Source organism: Geodermatophilus sp. SYSU D01045, assembly GCF_054050295.1.
Genome location: NZ_JBJGZB010000002.1, coordinates 148141 through 161362, shown reverse-complemented (window position 1 = coordinate 161362; position 13222 = coordinate 148141). Strand labels below are relative to the sequence as shown.

Annotated in this window: 19 protein-coding genes and 1 pseudogene; 11 read left to right on the top strand and 9 right to left on the bottom strand. The window is 76.7% G+C overall.

What is annotated here, in order from left to right:
• Nucleotides 1-30: 30 nt before the first annotated feature.
• The gene (locus ACI798_RS02535) at nucleotides 31-339 is read right to left on the bottom strand and encodes a hypothetical protein (RefSeq protein WP_456939738.1); all 309 of its coding nucleotides are present in this window, start codon (nucleotides 337-339) and stop codon (nucleotides 31-33) included.
• 130 nt (nucleotides 340-469) lie between these two features.
• Nucleotides 470-763, bottom strand: a complete 294-nt coding sequence (locus ACI798_RS02530; RefSeq protein WP_457047147.1) for a hypothetical protein — start codon at nucleotides 761-763, stop codon at nucleotides 470-472.
• Between the two features lie 209 nt (nucleotides 764-972).
• Here ACI798_RS02530 and ACI798_RS02525 point away from each other — a divergent pair, with 209 nt between their 5' ends.
• The 4 genes and pseudogenes from ACI798_RS02525 to ACI798_RS02510 all read left to right on the top strand — a co-directional run bounded on the left by ACI798_RS02525 (nucleotide 973) and on the right by ACI798_RS02510 (nucleotide 3543).
• Entirely contained in the window at nucleotides 973-1380 is a 408-nt protein-coding gene (locus tag ACI798_RS02525; protein WP_457047146.1) for a nuclear transport factor 2 family protein, read from the top strand.
• Nucleotides 1381-1435: 55 nt separating this feature from the next.
• Nucleotides 1436-1771 (top strand): annotated as a pseudogene (locus ACI798_RS02520) (nuclear transport factor 2 family protein); the annotation flags it as partial.
• Between the two features lie 21 nt (nucleotides 1772-1792).
• Complete coding sequence (locus ACI798_RS02515) at nucleotides 1793-2191, top strand: nuclear transport factor 2 family protein (protein ID WP_457047145.1); 399 nt, start codon at nucleotides 1793-1795, stop codon at nucleotides 2189-2191.
• Between the two features lie 314 nt (nucleotides 2192-2505).
• Complete coding sequence (locus ACI798_RS02510; protein WP_457047144.1) at nucleotides 2506-3543, top strand: PP2C family protein-serine/threonine phosphatase; 1038 nt, start codon at nucleotides 2506-2508, stop codon at nucleotides 3541-3543.
• Here ACI798_RS02510 and eutC read toward each other — a convergent pair.
• From eutC to ACI798_RS02490, 4 genes are all read right to left on the bottom strand, one after another.
• Complete coding sequence (gene eutC, locus ACI798_RS02505) at nucleotides 3540-4286, bottom strand: ethanolamine ammonia-lyase subunit EutC (protein WP_457047143.1); 747 nt, start codon at nucleotides 4284-4286, stop codon at nucleotides 3540-3542. The two genes, ACI798_RS02510 and eutC, sit on opposite strands and share 4 nt — an antisense overlap.
• Nucleotides 4283-5698: an ethanolamine ammonia-lyase subunit EutB gene (locus ACI798_RS02500; RefSeq protein ID WP_457047142.1), complete on the bottom strand. Its 1416-nt coding sequence runs from the start codon at nucleotides 5696-5698 to the stop codon at nucleotides 4283-4285. The genes eutC and ACI798_RS02500 overlap by 4 nt, the downstream gene beginning before the upstream one ends.
• A gap of 86 nt (nucleotides 5699-5784) precedes the next feature.
• Nucleotides 5785-6666: an SDR family NAD(P)-dependent oxidoreductase gene (locus ACI798_RS02495; RefSeq protein WP_457047141.1), complete on the bottom strand. Its 882-nt coding sequence runs from the start codon at nucleotides 6664-6666 to the stop codon at nucleotides 5785-5787.
• Between the two features lie 36 nt (nucleotides 6667-6702).
• Entirely contained in the window at nucleotides 6703-7134 is a 432-nt protein-coding gene (locus ACI798_RS02490; RefSeq protein WP_457047140.1) for a hypothetical protein, read from the bottom strand.
• An 85-nt stretch (nucleotides 7135-7219) separates the two neighbouring features.
• Between ACI798_RS02490 and ACI798_RS02485 the strand changes: the two genes are divergently transcribed.
• The 5 genes from ACI798_RS02485 to ACI798_RS02465 all read left to right on the top strand — a co-directional run bounded on the left by ACI798_RS02485 (nucleotide 7220) and on the right by ACI798_RS02465 (nucleotide 10636).
• Entirely contained in the window at nucleotides 7220-7846 is a 627-nt protein-coding gene (locus ACI798_RS02485) for a hypothetical protein (RefSeq protein WP_457047139.1), read from the top strand.
• Between the two features lie 63 nt (nucleotides 7847-7909).
• The gene (locus ACI798_RS02480) at nucleotides 7910-8179 is read left to right on the top strand and encodes a DUF2277 domain-containing protein (protein WP_457047138.1); all 270 of its coding nucleotides are present in this window, start codon (nucleotides 7910-7912) and stop codon (nucleotides 8177-8179) included.
• 104 nt (nucleotides 8180-8283) lie between these two features.
• Nucleotides 8284-8817 carry a hypothetical protein gene (locus ACI798_RS02475; RefSeq protein WP_456939726.1) on the top strand — a complete coding sequence of 178 codons (534 nt, stop codon included), beginning with the start codon at nucleotides 8284-8286 and terminating at the stop codon, nucleotides 8815-8817.
• A 47-nt stretch (nucleotides 8818-8864) separates the two neighbouring features.
• Nucleotides 8865-9359: a PGPGW domain-containing protein gene (locus tag ACI798_RS02470; RefSeq protein WP_456939725.1), complete on the top strand. Its 495-nt coding sequence runs from the start codon at nucleotides 8865-8867 to the stop codon at nucleotides 9357-9359.
• An 86-nt stretch (nucleotides 9360-9445) separates the two neighbouring features.
• On the top strand, nucleotides 9446-10636 hold the full coding sequence (locus ACI798_RS02465; protein ID WP_457047137.1) for an FUSC family protein: 1191 nt from the start codon (nucleotides 9446-9448) through the stop codon (nucleotides 10634-10636).
• Between the two features lie 46 nt (nucleotides 10637-10682).
• Here ACI798_RS02465 and map read toward each other — a convergent pair whose 3' ends face one another.
• On the bottom strand, nucleotides 10683-11465 hold the full coding sequence (gene map, locus ACI798_RS02460) for a type I methionyl aminopeptidase (protein ID WP_456939723.1): 783 nt from the start codon (nucleotides 11463-11465) through the stop codon (nucleotides 10683-10685).
• A 69-nt stretch (nucleotides 11466-11534) separates the two neighbouring features.
• Between map and ACI798_RS02455 the strand changes: the two genes are divergently transcribed.
• A complete protein-coding gene (locus ACI798_RS02455) occupies nucleotides 11535-11792 on the top strand; it encodes a hypothetical protein (RefSeq protein ID WP_456939722.1) in 258 nt (85 codons plus the stop codon).
• Here the strand turns inward: ACI798_RS02455 and ACI798_RS02450 are convergent.
• Complete coding sequence (locus tag ACI798_RS02450; RefSeq protein ID WP_456939721.1) at nucleotides 11789-12019, bottom strand: hypothetical protein; 231 nt, start codon at nucleotides 12017-12019, stop codon at nucleotides 11789-11791. The genes ACI798_RS02455 and ACI798_RS02450 overlap by 4 nt on opposite strands.
• Before the next feature lie 148 nt (nucleotides 12020-12167).
• Between ACI798_RS02450 and ACI798_RS02445 the strand changes: the two genes are divergently transcribed.
• Entirely contained in the window at nucleotides 12168-12716 is a 549-nt protein-coding gene (locus ACI798_RS02445; RefSeq protein WP_456939720.1) for a DUF6328 family protein, read from the top strand.
• Between the two features lie 12 nt (nucleotides 12717-12728).
• On the opposite strand, the gene ACI798_RS02440 is transcribed toward ACI798_RS02445, so the two are convergent.
• The gene (locus ACI798_RS02440) at nucleotides 12729-13175 is read right to left on the bottom strand and encodes a very short patch repair endonuclease (RefSeq protein WP_457047136.1); all 447 of its coding nucleotides are present in this window, start codon (nucleotides 13173-13175) and stop codon (nucleotides 12729-12731) included.
• Between the last annotated feature and the right edge of the window lie 47 nt (nucleotides 13176-13222).

The following is a 13222-nucleotide window of genomic DNA, read 5'->3' as shown; positions in this document are numbered from 1 at the left end:
CCCGGGGCCCGCCCCGAGCCTGCGAGGGCCTCAGGCGGCCGCGGCGCCGGACCAGCCGCGGCCACCCGGCCCCACCCGGCGCACCTCGAAGCCGGGGCACGCGGGCAGCCGGGGGTCGACGACGAGGGGCACGGCGGCGGGCTCGCCGAGCGAGCGCGGGCCGGTCCCGTGCCAGCCGAGCTGGGCGCCGAGCCGCTGGAGGAGCTCCGGCCGGAGACGGATCTCGCGGGGCGGCGCCGTGCCGGGCATCCAGGCGACGGCGAGGAGGTCCCCGGCGACGTCGGACCGGGTGGCGTGCCCGGCGGAGGTGGGGGCGAGGGTGAGGGTCGTGGTGGCCATGACGAGCCTCCAGGGGCGGTCCCCCCGTGCTCCGTACAACACCGGGGTGGACGAGGTCATGCCTACCGCCGAGGTCTGACAGTTCCCCCCTGCTACCCGGCCGGGCCGCCGGGAACCGGCGCCGGCGGGATCAGTTCCCGGCGGGCACGTCGACCGGGACCTCCGGGCCCGGCCGGGCCCCCTGCAGCAGGGGCAGGTCGTCGCCGGACCGGGAGCCGCCCGGGTCGTACCGGTTGCGCGGGCGATCGGCCGGCAGCAGCCCCATGGCCGCGCGGGTGACGGCCACCGGCTCGGCGCAGGACACCGTCTCGGCCGCGGTGCCCCGGCGCAGCCGGCCGCCGGGCCAACCGCGGACCAGCCCGCGGGTGGCCGGGAACGGCCGGCCGTCGAGGCGGGCGACCGCGCGCAGGACGGCGTCCTCCATCGCGCGGGGTCACCCCGCCGTCGTCGGCCGGGCCGACCAGCTGGCGCAACCACCTGCCGCTGCGGCGTCGTCGCTGACCCAGGTCACCCCCGCACGGACGGACGGCGACCGCCACACCGGGTCGCACGGCGGCCCTCCTCCCGCGCCCCCGCCGGGTCGACACTGACGGAGCCGTCCACGGGGGACCCGTCCTCGGGAGGGAGAGCACCGTGACCGAGCACCCCAACCTCATCCGCAGCCGCGAGGGCTACGAGGCGTTCGCCAAGGGCGACCTGGCCTTCCTGACCGAGCAGTGGCGCGAGGACGTCCGCTGGCACGAGCAGGGCTCCACCGAGCTGGCCGGCGACTACGAGGGACCGCAGGCCGTCTTCGGCATGTTCGCCCGGCTCATGGAGCTGACCGAGAACAGCCTCCGCGTCGAGCCGGTGCAGATGTGCGCCGACGACGAGTACGGCATCGCCCTGGTCCGGTTCACGGCCCGCCGCGGGACCGCGCACCTGGAGACGCTCAGCGCCCAGGTCGCCCGCTTCGACGGGGAAGGGAAGCTGGCCGAGTTCTGGAACTGCCCCACCGAGCCGGGCGTCCTCGACGCCTTCTTCGGCGAGCACCCCGTGTGACGGGCGTGGCGCCCCCGGACGTCGCCCGCCTCCACGAGGCGTACGCGGCGTTCGGCAGGGGCGACCTCGACCACTGCAGGAGCTGTGGCGCCCGGACGTCCGCCGGCACGAACCCGGGAGGAACCGGTTCAGCGGCGACCACACCGGCACCGACGGGGTCTTCGAGCTCTTCGGCCGGGTGTTCGTCCTCAGCGACGGCACGTTCCGCGTCGACCTGCGGGCGGCCTCCGCCGACGACACCGACGGCGCGGCGGTCGTCCGGATCACCGCCTCCCGCGGCGACCGGCAGTTCGACGTGCTCGCCGCCCACCTGGTCCGCTTCGAGGACGGCGGTCGCCGAGTTCTGCCAGGCGCACACCGACCAGGCCGCGGTGGACGCGTCTCCGCCTGACCGACCGACGAGGAGGCGACCGTGACCAGCTCTCCCCACCCCCACGTCACCGTGCTGCTGGAGGGCTACGAGGCCTTCGCCGAGGGCGACCTCGACCGCCTCCCCGAGCTCTGGACCGACGACGTCCGGTGGCACGAGCCCGGGACGCACCCGCTCGCCGGCGACTACACCGGTCCGCAGGAGCTCGTCGGCCTCTTCGGCCTGGCGTACGAGGTCACCGGGGGCAGCTTCCGGGTGGACGTGAGATCCGCCTTCGCCGACGACACCGACGGCGTGGCGGTCGTCCGCATGACCGCCCGTCGCGGCGACCGGGACCTCGACGTCCTCGCCGCCCAGGTGGTCCGCTTCGAGGACGGCCGGATCGCCGAGTTCTGGGATGCGCACACCGACCAGGCCGCGGTGGACGCGTTCTTCGGCTGAGCCGGGTCCCGGCGTTTGACGGGCGCGGGTTCCGCGTACGGGAGGACGGTGCGGGAGGACCAGGCGGACGGCGGGGGTCGGGCCACCGCGGCTTCCGGGACGGGTCCGGGGAGCGCCCGGCGGTCGAGAGCGTCGGCGAGCGGCTGCTCGGCTCGCTGCTCGACCGCGCCCACCTCATCCCGCCGCGCCTGGTCGGCCCGCTCGTCGCCCAGGAGCTGCACGGCGCCGGCGTCGAGGAGGTCGCCGTCCTGCTGCAGGACGTCGACCAGGTCGAGCTGCGGCCGCTGACCGGGCCGCTGCTGTCCGGCGAGCCGGTGGCGATCGAGGGCAGCGCCGCCGGCGCCGCCTTCGCCGGGGACCGGCTCGTGGAGGAACGGCTGCCCGGCGGCCAGGTCCGGCTGCACCTGCCGATGCTCGACGGCTCGGACCGGGTCGGCGTCCTGACGCTGGTGCTGCGCGGGATCACCGACGCCGACCGGGTGCTCGCGCAGCGGGTCGCCGGCCTGGTTGCCGACCTCGTCGTCACCAAGGACCTCTACACCGACACGTTCGCGCGCGTCCGGACGCGGAAGCCGATGACGCTGGCCGCGCAGCTGCAGTGGAAGAACCTGCCGCCGCTGTCGATGACCACCCCGGACGTCGACCTCTCGGGGATCCTCGAGCCGGCCTACGAGGTCGGCGGCGACAGCTTCGACTACGCGCTGGACGAGCACGTCCTGCACCTCGCCGTCTTCGACGCCATGGGGCACGGGCTCACGGCGGCCACGATGGCGAGCACGGTCCTCGCCGCCTACCGGCACGGCCGGCTGCGCGACGTCCCGCTGACCGAGACGTACACCGAGATGGACCGCGTGGTCGGCGAGGTCTTCCCCGGCCGGTTCGCCACCGGCCAGATCGGCCGGCTCGACACCGAGACCGGCGAGCTGCGCTGGGTCAACGCCGGGCACCCGCCCGCGCTGTGGCTGCGCGGTGGCCGGGTGATCGGCGAGCTGGCGGGCCGGGCCAGCCGGCCCATCGGCTTCGGCAGCGAGGACCCGGAGGTGCACACGGTCCGGCTGGAACCGGGCGACCGGGTGCTGTTCTTCACCGACGGCGTCGTCGAGGAGCGGCTGGAGGGCGGGGAGCAGTTCGGCGAGGCCCGGCTGCGGGAGCTGCTGGAGCGGACGTCGGCCGAGGGGCTCGCCGCGGCCGAGACCGTGCGCCGGCTCTCGCACGCGCTCATGGCCGCCCGCGCCGGCCGCACCAGCGACGACGCCTCGCTGCTGCTCGTCGAGTGGAAGCGCCCGCCCCGCGACGACGAGCTCGCCCCCGACATCCCGGAGTCGACCCCCACCGGGGCGCAGAGCCGCTAGCCGGCCGGGAGGACCGGGCCCTCGTCCTTGAGCGCGACGCCCGAGGCGCCCAGCTCGCGGGCGGAGGAGAGCAGCACGGCCACCGTGTCGGCGGCCCGGGCGTAGGACAGCCCGTGCGGCGGGCGGACGTTGGAGACGCAGTTGCGCTCGGCGTCCACCCGCCCCGGCCGCGGGTCCCAGGTGAGGTAGACGCCGAGCGAGTCCGCCGACGACAGCCCCGGCCGCTCGCCGATCAGCACCACGACCGCGCGCACGCCGAGGGCCTCCCCCACCGCGTCGCCCAGCGCCACCCGCGCCTGCGTGGCGACCACCAGGGGTGCCACGGTCCAGCCGGGCAGCCGCTCGAGCAGCGCGGCGGCCAGCCCCGGCCCGTGCGCGTGCACCGCGCGCGGGGAGAGCCCGTCGGCCAGCACGACCGCGAGGTCGGCGCCGGACCGCGGCAGCGCCGTCCCCGCGGCGAGCTGCCGGCCGAGGTCGGGGCGCTGCAGGTAGGTGGCGCGGTCGGGCGCGGCCGAGGCGACGGTCAGGACCTCCCCGCCGAGCGCCGCGCGGACCGCGTCGACGTCGAGCGGTGAGTGGACGGCGTCGCGGGCGGCGGCGTGCGCGGCACGGAACTCCAGCTCCCGGTGCGTGGGCAGCGCGTCCCCGGCCCGGCCGAGCGCCACCCGCGCCCGGGTCGCCGACCGCAGCACCGCCCACGGGTCGGCGGCGGGAGTGGCCGTCTCTGCCGCTTCCCCGGTCACGCGGACGCCGCCGCGAGGAGGGCCCGCGCCGCCGGGGCGTCGGGGGCGAGCTCGCGCACCCGGCCGGCGCCGTCGAGCAGGTCCATCCGGGCCAGCCACGCCTCGAACTCCGGCGCCGGGCGCAGGCCGAGCACCTGCCGGGTGGTGAGGACGTCGGAGAACGACAGCGACTGGTAGTGCAGCATCACGTCGTCCGAGCCCGGGACGGCGATGACGAACGAGCAGCCGGCCGCGCCGAGCAGCAGCACGAGGGAGTCGGTGTCGTCGCCGTCCACCTCGGCGTGGTTCGTGTAGCAGACGTCGACGCCCATCGGCAGGCCGAGCAGCTTGCCGCAGAAGTGGTCCTCCAGGCCGGCGCGCAGCACCTGCTTGCCGTCGTAGAGGTACTCCGGACCGATGAACCCGACGACGGTGTTCACCAGCAGCGGGCGGAAGTGCCGGGCCACGCCGTACGCGCGGGCCTCCAGCGTCTGCTGGTCCACCGGCCGCCCGCCGACGCCGAGGTGCGCGCCGGCCGACAGCGCCGACCCCTGCCCCGTCTCGAAGTAGGTGACGTTCTGCCCGACGGTGCCGCGGCCCAGCGCGAGCGCCCCGGCGCGGGCCTCGGCGAGCAGGTCGAGGGTGACGCCGAAGCCGCGGTTGGCCTCCTGCGTGCCGGCCACCGACTGGAACACCAGGTCGACCGGCGCGCCCTGCTCCAGCGCGCGCAGCGTCGTCGTCACGTGGGCGAGCACGCACGACTGCGTCGGGATGCCGTAGCGGCCGATCACCGCGTCGACCAGCTCCAGCAGCGCCACGGTGCGGGCCGGGGAGTCGGTGGCCGGGTTGATGCCGATGACCGCGTCACCGGAGCCGTGCAGCAGCCCGTCGACGATCGAGGCGGTGACGCCCACCGGGTCGTCGGTGGGGTGGTTGGGCTGCAGCCGGGAGGCGAGCGTGCCGGGCAGGCCGATGGTGCTGCGCAGCCGGGTCACCACCCGCGCCCGCCGGCCGACGGCGACCAGGTCGGCGTTGCGCATGAGCTTCGACGTCGCGGCCACCATCTCCGGGGTGAGGCCGGGCGCGAGCGCGCCGATCGACGCCTCGTCGCCGGCCGCCGCCCAGGCCAGCAGCCGGTCGCGGAACTCCCCGACCGTCAGCGAGGCGACCGGCGCGAACGCCGCGGCGTCGTGGGTGTCGAGGACGAGCCGGGTGACGTCGTCCTCGTCGTAGCCGACCACCTGCTCGTCGAGGAAGGTGGCCAGCGGCAGGTCGGCGAGCACGGTCTGCGCGGCCACCCGCTCGGCGGCCGACTCCGCCGCGCACCCGGCGAGCACGTCCCCGGAGCGCAGCGGGGTGGCCTTCGCCAGGAGCTCGACCAGCGTGGGGAACTCGTGGGTGTGGCCGCCGAGGGTCGTGCGGCGGACGGTCACGGCGGCTCCCCGGGTCGGCGGCCCGGCCAGCGTGGCGCGGCGCCGCCCGGCGGGTCAACGGGGTGGGGCGGGACGGAACACGCCGTTCACGGGATGCCGTGCCACCGCCCCTCCTCGGCGTTGCCGGCCGGCCGGGACTCGAAGACGTTGCCCTCCGTCGGCTCCGTCCGGTGGTCGTCGGCGAGGGCGAACACGCGCAGCAGCGGGCCGACGAGGGCGTCGTAGACCGCCGGGAGGAGCCGGAAGCCGAGGATGACGACGGGGTTGGCGAAGCCGGACTGGACCAGCCGCCGTGGCCGGTCCAGCCGGGCGACGACCGAGCGGGCGACCCGCTCCGGCGAGTAGATGGGGATCGGCGGCCGGCCCTTGAGGCCGATGTAGCTGCCGGCCTGCGAGTAGATCGGGGTGTTCACCCCGCCCGGCGCCACCGCCGACACGTGGATGCCCGCGGCGTCGCGCGTCTCCTGCTGCAGGACGCGGATCAGCCCGAGCTGGCCCCACTTGGCGGTGATGTAGCTGCCCATGAGCGGCGTGGTCACCGAGGCGAGCAGCGAGCTCACGACGACGAGGTGCCCGGCGCCCTGCCGGCGGAACTGCGGGAGGACGACGCGGGCGAGGTTGGCCGTGCCGTGCAGCGCGGTGTCGACGACCCGCTCGTACACCGCCTTCGGCACGTCCTCGACCCGCCCGTAGGCGATCACCTGTGCGGCGTGGACGACGACGTCGAGACTGCCGGAGCGGACCACGGTGCCCTCGACGACGTCGCGCAGCGCGTCCTCGTCGAGCACGTCGGCCGGGCAGACGACGACGTCGGCCGCGCCTTCCGCGCGGACCTCGGCCGCGGTCTCCTCCAGCGCCTGGCGGCCCCGGGCCAGCAGGACCAGTGACGCGCCCCGCCGGGCGAAGAGGCGGGCGGTGGCGCGGCCGATGCCGCTCGAGGCACCGGTGATCAGGACGGTCTGCGGCATGCGGGGACGTCTCCTCGGTTCGGGGTCGTCCCCCGGCTACCCCGGTCGGTTGCCCGCCATGCGATCGAGCACGTCGAGCAGCCAGCCGGGCCCGCGGACGTCGGTGCCCTCGGGCAGCCGGGCGCGCAGGCCCCGGTCGGCGGTCACGGCGAGCACCGCCCGGCCGGCGCCGGCCAGCGCGGCGGCCTCCGCGACCAGGGCGTCGTCGCCGCTGCCGGCCGCGCGTACCAGGCGGACGCCGTCGGGGGCCGGGACGTCCCGCGCGGCGCCCTCCACGACGACCACCACCTCGTCGACCACCACCTCGTCGACCACCACCTCGCCGACGTCCACCTCGCCGTCGTCCTCCGGGAGCGCCGCACCGGCCAGCCGCCGCAGCAGCCGGGTGGTCGCGCCGGCGCGGTCGCGCCACCAGCCGTCGGGGCGGGCGCCGACGACGTTCGCGGCGTCGACGAGCAGGACGGTCACGTGTCCTCCCTGCGGGTGACCCCGTTCGCGCAGGTCCGGAGCCGGGTAGCGGGGGCCCAGTCCACCCCCGTGACGAGGAGGTCCGATGGCGAGCACCGACCGTACCCACCACGACCACGACGCGACGGCGACCACCGAGGGCTCGCACGCGACCCGCGGCGCCGCCCGCGACGCGATCGACGCGCAGCGCGACCGCTTCGGCGGGATCAAGTGGGGCGCCGCCTTCTTCGGCTGGCTGTCGGCCAACGGGCTGGCGGTCGTCCTGATCGCGCTGCTGGCCGCCGCCGGCGTGGGGCTCAGCCTCGCCGAGGTCGACGGCGTCGAGGACGTCCCGGCCGACCCGACCAGCGCCCTGGGCGTCGCCGGCGGGATCGCGCTGCTGGTCGTCCTGTTCCTGGCCTACCTCGCCGGCGGCTACGTGGCCGGCCGGATGGCCCGCTTCGACGGCGCCCGGCAGGGGCTGGCGGTGTGGCTGGTCGGGCTGCTGGTCGTCGTGCTGCTGGCCGTGGCCGGGACGGTGCTGGGCGCGCAGTACAACGTGCTGCAGCAGCTGAACCTGCCGCGCATCCCGATCGACGAGGGCACCGCGACCACCGCCGGGATCGTCACGCTGGCGGCGGTCCTGGTCGCCACGCTGATCGGCGCCCTGCTCGGCGGCACGCTCGGCACCCGCTACCACCGCCGGGTGGACCGCGTCGGCTTCGGCGTCTGAGAGCGCGGGGCCCCGGTCGACGACCGGGGCCCCGCGGTCGTACCCCGGCCATACGCTGCGCCCATGTGCCGCAACATCCGCCCCCTGTCGAACTTCGAGCCGCCGGCCACCGAGGACGAGGTCCGGGCCGCGGCGCTGCAGTACGTCCGCAAGATCAGCGGGTCCGCGCACCCGTCCCGGGCCAACGCCGAGGCCTTCGAGCGCGCCGTCGAGGAGGTGGCCGCGGCGTCCGCCCGGCTGCTGGACTCCCTGGTGACGACGGCCCCGCCGAAGGACCGGGAGGTCGAGGCGGCCAAGGCGCGCGCCCGCGCCGCCGTCCGCTACGGGACCTGAGACCCCAACGGGTCGTGCACGATCCACTTGCCCTCCCCGGGCATGGCCTCCGGTGGAGCGGGTAGGGGGCGGTCTCCCGACCCCTTCCCCTCCAGGAGACCCCGATGGCCCGCAACACCCTGTCCCGCGCCCTGCACGACCTCGGCCTGTCCGCCTGGTTCGGCGGCACGCTGGCCAACGCCGTGGCCCTGAACGCCGCTGCAGCGGACGCCGGCGGGGACGCCGGCCGGGTCGCCAACACCGGCTGGAACCGGTGGACGCCGGTGAACGCGCTGGCCATCGGCGCGCACCTGGTCGGCAGCGTCGGCCAGCTCATCGGCAACCGCGGCCGGGTGGCCCAGCAGGAGGGCGTGGCCGGCATGTCCGCCGTCAAGACCCTGCTCACCGCCGCCGCGCTCGGCGTCACCGCCTACAGCCGCTCGCTGGGCCAGGTCGTCAACAGCCAGGACAACCCGTCGGCGAAGTCCGGCACCAAGCCGACCAAGCGCACCAAGGCCGAGATCGCCCACGCGCAGCAGCAGCTCGACTCGCTGCAGTGGGTCATCCCGGCCCTGACCGGCGCGCTCGTCGCCGTCAGCTCCTACGCGGGTGAGCAGCAGCGGCCGAGCGAGGTCGCGAAGGGCGTCGCCCGCCGCTGACCGGGGTACCGACCCCGGACCGAGCCGTTCCGACCGGAAGGGGACCCGTGTCCCGGACCGACACCCGCACGACCACGTTCTCCGGCAACACCGTGGCCGACCGGCCCGCCGGCGGCCGCGGCGCCACCGTCTGCGCGCACTGCACCGACGGCCTCGGCCGGCCGCGGCCGGTGCCGCCGGACTCGTGGCGCGGCCGCATCCGGCAGAACCCGCCGCTGCACCTGGCGTACCGGATCGCGGTGTTCGTCGCCGGGCTGCTGTTCGTGCTGCTCGGCGTCGCGCTCACGGTGCTGCCCGGGCCACTCACGATCCCGCCGATCCTGGCCGGGCTGTGGGTCTGGTCGACGGAGTTCGACTGGGCGCGGCGGTTCTTCGCGGCGTTCCGCCGCAAGGCCGTCGCGGCGTGGCGGCACGCGCGGCAGCACCCGGTGAGCTCGGCGCTGGTGACCGTCGGCGGGCTCGTGGCCGCCGCGCTGGCGTTCTGGGCGGTCGGGCACTTCTCCCTGGTCGACCGGGCCACGACCGCGCTCGGCCTCGGCTGACCCCGTACGGCCCCGGCCGCCGTCCGCGCTCCGGCGGACGGCGGCCGGCGCGTGTCCGGGCCCGTTCCGCGGGAACAGGAGGCCCCGTGGCCGGACCGCACGCCCTGCCCCGCCGGCTGCCCCGGCTGGTCCGGCGCGGGCGCACCCCCGGCCTGCGCACCGGCAAGACCGTGCTCGCCGCGGTGCTGGCCTTCCAGGTCGCGACCTGGCTGGACACCAGCAGCTCACCGGTCCTCGCGCCGCTGACCGCGCTGCTGGTCGTCCAGCTGACCTTGTACGAGACGCTGGCGACCGGCTGGGAGCGGATCGCCAGCGTCACCGCCGGGGTCCTGATCGCGGCGCTGTTCGCCTCCGTCGTCGGCCTGTCCTGGTGGAGCCTCGGGCTGGTCGTCGGGCTCTCGCTGGTCGTCGGCCGGCTGCTGCGGCTGGGGCCGCACCTGGCCGAGGTGCCCATCAGCGCGATGCTCGTGCTGGCCGTGGGCGGGGCGGAGAGCGCGGCACTGGACCGCGTCACCGAGACGCTGGTCGGCGCGGCGGTCGGGGTGCTGGTGAACCTGGTGGTCGCGCCGCCGCTCTACGTCCAGCCGGCCGGCGAGTCGATCGCCGAGCTGGCCGAGCGCATGGCCGGGTTCTGCGACGACCTCGCGGCGGCGCTGCGCGGCCCGTGGTCGCGCCGCCTCACCGACGACCTGCTGGCCCGCGCCCGCGCGGTGAGCGCGGAGGTGGCCCGCGCCGACGGCCGGCTCGCCCGCACCGAGGAGAGCGCCCGCCTCAACCCGCGCGGGCGGGCGGCCCGGGAGGCCCAGCCGCGGCTGCGGAACACGCTGACCGCCCTCGAGCGGGTGCACGTCACCCTGCGCAACGTCGCCCGCGTGCTGCTGGACCGCACCTACTTCGTGCCCGGGGACGACGCCGACCGCGCCTGGTCGCGCCCGGCGCGGGACGCGCTGGCCGACGTGCTGCTCGCCGTCGCGGCCACCCTGCGCGACGCCGCGGCCGTGGCGGTCGGCACCGGTCCCGCCGCCGGGATCGACCCGGCGTGCCTGGAGACGCTGCTGGCGCTGCGCGGCCGGCTGGCCGAGGCGCTGCTCGTCGACCCCCGGGCGGACCCGGCCGCCTGGTCCCAGCACGGCGCCCTGCTCGACGCCGTGGACCTGCTGCGCGTGGAACTGGGCACCGCGCTGCAGCCGCCGACGGCGTCGTGGGCGCCGCCGCCCCTGGCCGCGGCGCAGCGGCGCGCCGTCCGCCGGGCGATGACCCGGCGCCGGCGGCGATGACCCGGCGCCGGCGGCGCTGACCCGGCGCCGGCGGCGCTGACCCGGCTCATGGGGCGGTGAGCACCACCGGGCCGTCGTCGGTGACCGCGACGGTGTGCTCGACGTGCGCGGCGCGCCGGCCGTCGGCGGTGACCACCGCCCAGCCGTCCTTCTTGTGCTTGTAGCGGTCGCCGCCGGCCAGGAGCATCGGCTCGATCGCCAGGGTGCTGCCGGCGTGCAGGCGCACCCGGTCCAGGCCGGCGGAGGGCCGGTTGGGCACGAACGGCGGCTCGTGCATGGAGCGGCCGATGCCGTGCCCGCCGTGGTCGGGCAGGTGCGCGTAGCCGTACCGCCGGGCGACGTCGTCGACGGCGCGGGCGACGTCCTGCAGCGTCGCGCCGGGCACCGCGGCGGCGATGCCCGCGGCCAGCGCCTCCTCGGTCGCGGTGACCAGCCGCGCGTCGTCGTCGGAGGCCTGCTCCCCCACCAGCAGCGAGATGGCGGCGTCGCCGTTCCAGCCGTCGACGACGGTGCCGCAGTCGACGCTGAGCAGGTCACCCTCCTTCAGCCGCTGGCCGCTGGGGCGGCCGTGCACGACGACCTCGTTGGGCGACAGGCACAGCACGCCGTTGTAGGCCGTCGGCGCCCACGCCGGCTTGTAGCCCAGGAACGACGACGTCGCGCCCGCCTCGTACATCGTCGTCTTCGCGAGGTCGTCGAGCTCGCGCAGCCGCACGCCGGGGACCGCCGCCTCCCGGACCGCCGCGAGCGTCTGCGCCACCGCGCGCCCGGCGGCGCGCATGGCGTCGAGTTCGTCGGCGGTCCGGGGAGGCAGCACGGTCAGGTCCACGCCTCCGACGGTACGAGCCGCCCGGCGCACGGCTGGCCGCGCCGCCCGGCCGGTGCCACGGTGACCGCCATGGACTTCCGCAGGGTCAGGCCCGGGCAGTGGCACCGGGCCGCCCGCATCGAGATCACCGAGCCCGGCGGGCTCCCGACGGCGCGCGAGGTGCACGAGCGCTGCCACGTCCTGTTCACCGAGGGCTGGTGCTACGTGGAGACCTCCGACGGGGACATCGACGTCTACCCGGCCTACCGGGTGCGGGCCGTGCACGACCTGCGCGAGCCCGACCAGCCCGACGAGGCCCCCGGGACGGCGCCCAGCCCGCTGCTCTAGCCGGCGTCGGTCTCCCGCCGGACGTCGGCCGGGTCGGGCGTGCGGAAGACCGTGTCGTGGTCCCCGGCACCGGCGACCGACCCGCCGCCCTCCTCGGGACGGTCGGGCTCCTCGCCGCCGACGCCGAGACCCTCGGCCGGCGGCGGTGCGCCGGCGCCCGGGTCGGCGGCGGCGACCTCGTCGTCCGGGCGGTAGCGGTTCGGCGTCATCGGCTCCCACATCGACATGGCCCTCCCCTACCCGGCGCCGGTCCCTCCCGTCGGCCGTCCGGGTGACCAGCAGGTGATCACCCGGCGTCCGGCGGGTACACGGCAGGTGAACGGCCGGGGTCACGGGGACCTGCGGGGCGGCCGGTCACGGAGGGAGCACGCGACGATGACGACGACGGGCGCTGGTCAGCGGGCACGACGGGACGCCCGGCCGGTCCCCGCCCAACCCGGGGCCGACGGCGCGGACGACGGGCGGCGGGAGAGCCGCCCCGAGCGGATCGACCGCGAGCTGATGGAGCTGCTCAACGAGCTGCGCGTGGCGCTGCCCGGGGTGCAGTTCCTGTTCGCCTTCCTGCTCGTGGTGCCGTTCCAGCAGGCGACGTCGCGCGCGACGGACTTCCAGCGCGACGTGTACTTCGTGACGCTGGTCGCGGTCGTCGTGGCCACCGCACTGCTCATCGCCCCGGCCGCGCAGCACCGGGCGCTGTTCCGCCAGCACGACAAGGAGGACCTGCTGCGGCGCAGCAACCGCAACGCGTTCCTCGGCCTGTGCGTGCTCGCCGTCGCGATCGTGTCGGCGGTGGTGCTGGTGGTCGACTTCCTCTTCGCCCTCCCCCAGGCGCTGGTCACCGGCGGCGTCGTGGCGCTGCTGCTCGGCTGGCTCTGGATCGGCAGCCCGGCCGTCCAGCGGGTGCGCGGCCGCGCCGGCGACTGACCCGCCGCGGACTCAGCGGCCGAGGACCGCGCAGATGGCGTCGGCGACGACGTCCGGGTCCTCGTGCTCCCAGAAGCGCAGCACCCGCCAGCCGAGCCCGGTGAGGACGGCGTCGGCCCGGCGGTCGCGCGCGGCGTTGCCCGCGAGCTTCGCCGCCCACCAGCCGCGGTTGGCCTTGGGCACGTGGCCGCACTGCGGGCAGCCGTGCCAGAAGCAGCCGTCGAGGAAGACGACCAGCTTCCGGCCCTTCCAGACGATGTCGCCGCGCGCCCGCGTCTGCGGGCAGGGCCGGACGTCGACCCGATAGCGGACGCCGCGGGCGTGCAGCCGCCGGCGCACCGCCATCTCCGGTCGGGTGTCGCGCCGGCCCTGCCGCCGGAAGCGCGCCGCCACCACCTCCGACGACGGCGCGGGTGCGGTCCCGGGTCCGGCCGTCGGGTCGGGGCCGGCCGGGGACACCCTCGCATCCTGACCCGCGGCACCGACGATCCGGCGGCGCGGCTCGC

Coding starts and splice junctions, on each gene's coding strand:
- ACI798_RS02535 (WP_456939738.1), bottom strand. CDS start 339: ATGGCCACCACGACCCTCACCCTCGCCCCCACCTCCGCCGGGCACGCC.
- ACI798_RS02485 (WP_457047139.1), top strand. CDS start 7,220: ATGGCGAGCACCGACCGTACCCACCACGACCACGACGCGACGGCGACC.
- ACI798_RS02495 (WP_457047141.1), bottom strand. CDS start 6,666: ATGCCGCAGACCGTCCTGATCACCGGTGCCTCGAGCGGCATCGGCCGC.
- ACI798_RS02475 (WP_456939726.1), top strand. CDS start 8,284: ATGGCCCGCAACACCCTGTCCCGCGCCCTGCACGACCTCGGCCTGTCC.
- ACI798_RS02480 (WP_457047138.1), top strand. CDS start 7,910: ATGTGCCGCAACATCCGCCCCCTGTCGAACTTCGAGCCGCCGGCCACC.
- ACI798_RS02530 (WP_457047147.1), bottom strand. CDS start 763: ATGGAGGACGCCGTCCTGCGCGCGGTCGCCCGCCTCGACGGCCGGCCG.
- ACI798_RS02450 (WP_456939721.1), bottom strand. CDS start 12,019: ATGTCGATGTGGGAGCCGATGACGCCGAACCGCTACCGCCCGGACGAC.
- ACI798_RS02455 (WP_456939722.1), top strand. CDS start 11,535: ATGGACTTCCGCAGGGTCAGGCCCGGGCAGTGGCACCGGGCCGCCCGC.
- ACI798_RS02445 (WP_456939720.1), top strand. CDS start 12,168: ATGACGACGACGGGCGCTGGTCAGCGGGCACGACGGGACGCCCGGCCG.